Origin of the sequence: Streptomyces sp. NPDC090127 (assembly GCF_044746945.1) — a bacterium.
Taxonomy (GTDB): domain Bacteria; phylum Actinomycetota; class Actinomycetes; order Streptomycetales; family Streptomycetaceae; genus Streptomyces.
In genome coordinates this window covers 1-5,138 of sequence record NZ_JBIVDE010000017.1, presented here as the reverse complement: position 1 = coordinate 5,138, position 5,138 = coordinate 1, and the positions used below count along the sequence as shown (strand labels likewise).

The following is a 5,138-nucleotide window of genomic DNA, read 5'->3' as shown; positions in this document are numbered from 1 at the left end:
GGGGTGTGGTGGGTGTGGTGACGGCGCCGTGGGTGAGGACGACGAGGCGGGTGCGGGTCAGACGCTCGTCCGCCAACCACTCCTGCACCAGAGCCAAGGCCCGTTGCGCGGTGTGGTGGGTGGCCGCGACGACGTCCGGGTGGTCCGCGCTGTTCGCGTCGTTCGCGTCGGATGCGGATGCGGATGCGGATGCGGATCCGAAGGTGGCTGGGGAGAAGGGGAGGAGTACGGCGTCGAGGTGCGTGCCGGACTCGACTGCCTTGGCGACGGCCGTGATGTCCGCGTACTGCTCGGCGCGTGCATAGGCGCGCTGCTGGGGGATGTCGTCCTCGCAGCTGAGGACAGCCCACGGGGTGGGCGTCGCCGGCTGCGGGAGGACCGTCGGGAGCCAGTCGACCTGGAAGAGGGCGTCGAGGTGCCGTGCCTGCGTACTGCTGAACTTCTCCCTGGGCGTGGCTTGGTAGGTGAGGGAGTCGACAGTCAGGACGGGCTGGCCGGTCTGGTCGGTGAGCAGGACGGTGAAGGTGGTGCCGTCCGCGTCCGCTGTGGTGGGGGTGAGGTGGGCTTGTACGGCTGTGGCGCCGGTGGCGTGCAGGCGTACGCCTCGCCAGGTGGCGGGGGTCCACACGTGTCCGTCCCGCTCGGGCAGTCCGTGGTGGGCGAGAGCCGCGTCCAGCAGCGTCGGGTGCAGACCGAATCGGAGCGCGTCACCCACGCGCTCCTGCGGAAGGGCCACCTCGACACCGGCCTCCTCGTCGCCCGGCCGCGCGGTCGCGGCGCCGAAGCTGCTGCCCCCGGCAGTGATGTTGCCCTGCGCGTGAAGGGCCCAGGGGGCGTCGGTGGTGGTGTCGGGCCGCGCGTGGACGGTCAGGGAACGCCGACTCGTCGCGTCGGCGGTGCCGACGCGGACCTGGAGCTGGACGCCGCCGTGGGACGGGATGGCGAGGGGCGCCGCCAGTTCGAGTTCGTCGAGGGCGCCGGCCGCGAACTCGTCGCCGGCCCGGATGGCCAGCTCGACCAGGGCCGCACCGGAGAGGACGGCGGTGCCGTCGATGGTGTGGTCGGCGAGCCAGGGGTGGGTGTGGTGGGAGAGGCGGGCGGTGAAGATGTGTTCGTCGCGGTCGGCCAGGGGCATGGCTGCGCCGAGGAGGGGGTGGCTTGTGTCGGTGAGGCCGAGGCCGGCCGCGTCGGCTGTGGCGTGGGCCGACTCGAGCCAGTAGCGCTGGTGTTGGAAGGCGTAGGTGGGGAGGTCGGTGTGCTTGGCGCCGGTGCCTTGGAGGTAGGTCTGCCAGTCGACCGGGGTGGTGGTGTGGGTGTGGAGGTGGGCGACTGCCGCGAGGAGGGTGTCGGGTTCGGGGCGGTCGCGGCGGAGGAGGGGGATGGGGGTGAGGGTGTCGGTGGTGTTCTGGATCATGGCGGTGAGGACGCCGTCGGGTCCCGCCTCGACGACGGTGCTGATGCCGAGGTCGTTGAGGCTGGTGGTGGCGTCGGCGAAGCGGACGGCTCCGCGGACCTGGTCGGTCCAGTACTGGGCGGTGCGCAGGTCGTCGCCTGTTGCCGGTCGACCGGTGAGGGTGGAGACCACCGGGATGGTGGGTGCCTGGTACGTCAGCTGGGCTGCGACCGCGCGGAACTCGTCGAGCATGGGGTCGATGTGGGGGGAGTGGAAGGCGTGGGAGACGGTGAGCCGCTTTGTCTTCCTGCCCTGCTGTTCCATCGTCGCAGCGATGTCGACGACGGCTTCTTCGTCGCCTGAGATGACCAGGGAGGTGGGGCTGTTGATGGCGGCTATCGCGACCCTGTCGTTCAGCAGGGGTGTGATGTCCGCTTCGGTGGCCTGGAGGGCGGTCATGGCTCCGCCGACAGGGAGGGCCTGCATGAGGCGGGCTCGTGCCGCGACGAGGCGGGCCGCATCCTCCAAGGTGAGGATGCCGGCGATGTGGGCGGCGGTGAGTTCGCCGATGGAATGGCCTGCCACGATGTCAGCGGTGATGCCCCAGGAGGAGACAAGTCGATACAGGGCGACTTCGGTGGCGAAGAGTGCGGGCTGGGTCCAGCCGGTGTCGTCCAGGCCTGCGCCGGAGGCGATGACGTCGCGTAGTGGTCGGTCGAGGTGGGGGTCGAGTGCGGCGGTGACCTCGTCGAAGGCGGAGGCGTACGCCGGGAACGCCCCGTACAGTTCCAGGCCCATGTTGATGCGCTGCGCGCCCTGACCGGTGAAGACGAAAGCGGTCTTCCCGCCGGTACGCGTTCCTCGTACGACGCCCGGTGCGGAGGCTCCCGTGGCCAGGGCGCGTAGGCCCGTGACGAGCTGGTCGCGGTCGCGGCCGAGGATCACGGCGCGGTGGTCCAGGAGAGCCCGTCCGGTGGCCAGGGTCCAGGCGACGTCCACGGGCGCCGGGTCCGTGGTCTCGGTGTGGGTGAGGAGTCGGGCGGCCTGGGCCTCCAGTGCTGCGGGGGTCTTGGCCGACAGGGTCCAGGGGACGACCGGTACCGGAATCGCCGGTTCGGAAGCCGGGGCGGTCGTCTCCTCGGCGACCTCCTCGATGATGACGTGCGCGTTCGTGCCGCTGACGCCGAACGCCGAGACGCCGGCCCGGCGCGGGCCACCGTCCTGCGGCCACGGCCTGGCCTCCGTCAGGAGCTCGACGGCGCCGGACTCCCACTCCACGAACGGAGTCGGCTCATCCACGTGCAGCGTCTTCGGCAGCATGCCGTGGCGCATCGCCTGCACCATCTTGATCACACCACCGACACCGGCGGCTGCGACGGAGTGACCGATGTTGGACTTCAGCGACCCCAGGTACAGCGGGCGGCCGTCCGGCCGCCCCTGGCCGTACGTCGCCAGCAGCGCCTGCGCCTCGATGGGGTCTCCCAGGCGGGTGCCCGTGCCGTGGGCCTCGACGACATCCACGTCAGCCACGGTCAGCCGCGCGTTGGCCAGGGCCTGGCGGATGACGCGTTCCTGGGACGGGCCGTTGGGTGCGGTCAGGCCGTTCGACGCGCCGTCCTGGTTCACCGCCGAACCGCGTACGACCGCGAGGACCTTGTGGCCGTTCTTCCGCGCGTCCGACAACCGCTCCAGCAGGACGAGGCCGACACCCTCCGACCAGCTGGTTCCGTCGGCCGCGGCTGCGAAGGACTTGCAGCGGCCGTCGGCGGCGAGACCGCGCTGCCGCGCGAAGTCGACCAGGCCGGACGGTGACCCGGACACGGTCACACCGCCCGCCAGGGCGAGGGTCGACTCGCCCTGCCGGATCGACTGCACGGCCAGGTGCATGGCCACCAGCGACGACGAGCACGCCGTGTCGATCGACACCGCCGGCCCCTCGAAACCGAACGAGTACGAGACCCGGCCGGAGGCCACGCTGCCGAGCTTGCTGGTCATGAGGTAGCCCTCGAACTCCTCGGGCCCGTCGAGCCCGAGGTAGCTCTGCTCCACCACTCCCGCGAAGACACCCGTACGACTGCCCCTGAGGGTGTCGGGGTCGATGCCCGCGTTCTCCAGGGTCTCCCACGCGGTCTCGAGCAACAGTCGCTGCTGCGGGTCCATCGCGAGGGCCTCGCGCGGCGAGATCCCGAAGAAGCCGGCGTCGAACAGGTCGGCCCCGTCGAGGAACCCGGCCTCGCGGCTGTACGACGTACCGGGCTTGTCGGGGTCCGGGTCGTACAGCTTCTCGACGTCCCAGCCACGGTTGGTGGGCAGTTCCGTGATGGCGTCGACCTGGTCGACGACGAGCTGCCACAGGCCGTCGGGCGAGGACACCCCGCCCGGAAAGCGGCAGGCCATGCCGACGATCGCGACCGGCTCCTCCTTGCCCGTCTCAAGTTCCGTGACCCGCTGACGCGCTTTCTGCAGATCGGCGGTCACCCTCTTGAGGTACTCGAGCATCTTCTCTTCATTGGGAGTGGACATGCGGAGCCTCAGTTCTCCTTGGAGGGTCGAGAGTCGAGAGGGGTGCGCCGTCGCGCGATGAGGGTGATCACTGCGAGGTACCGAATTCAGAGTCGATGAGGGCGAAGATCTCGTCCGCGGTCGCCGAGGCGATCCGGCTCTCCGCGTCTTCCGCGCCCTCCGCTTCCGTTCCACCGGCCGCGTCCTGCGTCTCCTGGACCTTCGCCAGGAGGGTTTGCAGCCGTACGGCGATGGCAGCCTGGTCCAGGTCGCCCCACGAAGGTGCCGAGAGCCCGATGACCGCAGCCTCCAGCCGCGCCAGCTCCGCGAGGACCGGCTGCTGGGCCGCGTCGTCGGGTGCGACACGCTTCAGTACGTAGTCGGCGAGTGCGGCCGGGGTCGGGTGGTCGAAGACGAGCGTCGCCGGCAGCCCGGTCCCCGCCATCGCGTTGAGGCGGTTGCGGAGCTCGACCGCGGTCAGCGAGTCGAAGCCCAGCTCCTGGAACGCCCGATCCGGCTCGATCGCCGAGCTGTCGGCGTGTCCGAGGACGAACGCCACCTCCGCGCGTACCGCTGCCAGCACATGGGCCTGACGCTCCTCGTCGGAGAGCCGGGCCAGGCGCTGGGCCAGGGCACCCGGGCCGCCGTCACCCGCGGCCGCTCCCGCCTGCGCGGCGTGACGACGCCGGTGCCCCGAGCCGGGGACGAGCCCGCGCAGCAGCTCGGGCGTCCGGCTCCGGCCGCGTACGGCAGCCAGGTCCAGCGGGGCGGCCACCACGGCTGTGCGCCCAGCGCGGAGAGCGGCCTCGAACAGGACCGTACCCTCCTCCTCCGACACCGGGCGGAAGCCGGGGGCTGCCCCCGGGCCGTCGGAGCCCTCGGCCGTGGCGCCGATGTCGGACGTGTGGGTGGTCTCCCACGGGCCCCAGGCGATGGAGGTCGCGGGCAGGCCCTGCGCGGCGCGGAGCTCGGCGAGTGCTTCCAGATAGCCGTGGGCGAGCCCGTGGCTGAATCCGCCGGCGCTACCGGCGAGGGTGGAGAGGAGCACGAACGCGGACACGGTGCCCACCTCGCGGGTCAGCTCATGGAGGTGGCGTGCCGCGTCGAGCCGCTCCGGCCGACCGTCGCCCCTGACCACGACATCCTCGGCGTGGATGACGGTGGTGAGGGGGTGGTCGGTGGGGATGGTGTTGAGGGTGGTGGTGAGGGCGGTTCGGTCGGTGGTGTCGAGGGCGGTGATGGT

At 71.4% G+C, this 5,138-nt stretch carries 2 protein-coding genes; both read right to left on the bottom strand.

Annotation, left to right across the window (positions count from 1 at the left end; translation table 11 throughout):
* The coding region (locus ACIPPS_RS32485; protein WP_401439732.1) for a type I polyketide synthase at positions 1-3,916 on the bottom strand (3,916 nt) is incomplete at its 3' end.
* A gap of 67 nt (positions 3,917-3,983) precedes the next feature.
* On the bottom strand, positions 3,984-5,138 hold a 1,155-nt coding region (locus tag ACIPPS_RS32480; protein WP_401439730.1), incomplete at its 5' end, for a beta-ketoacyl reductase.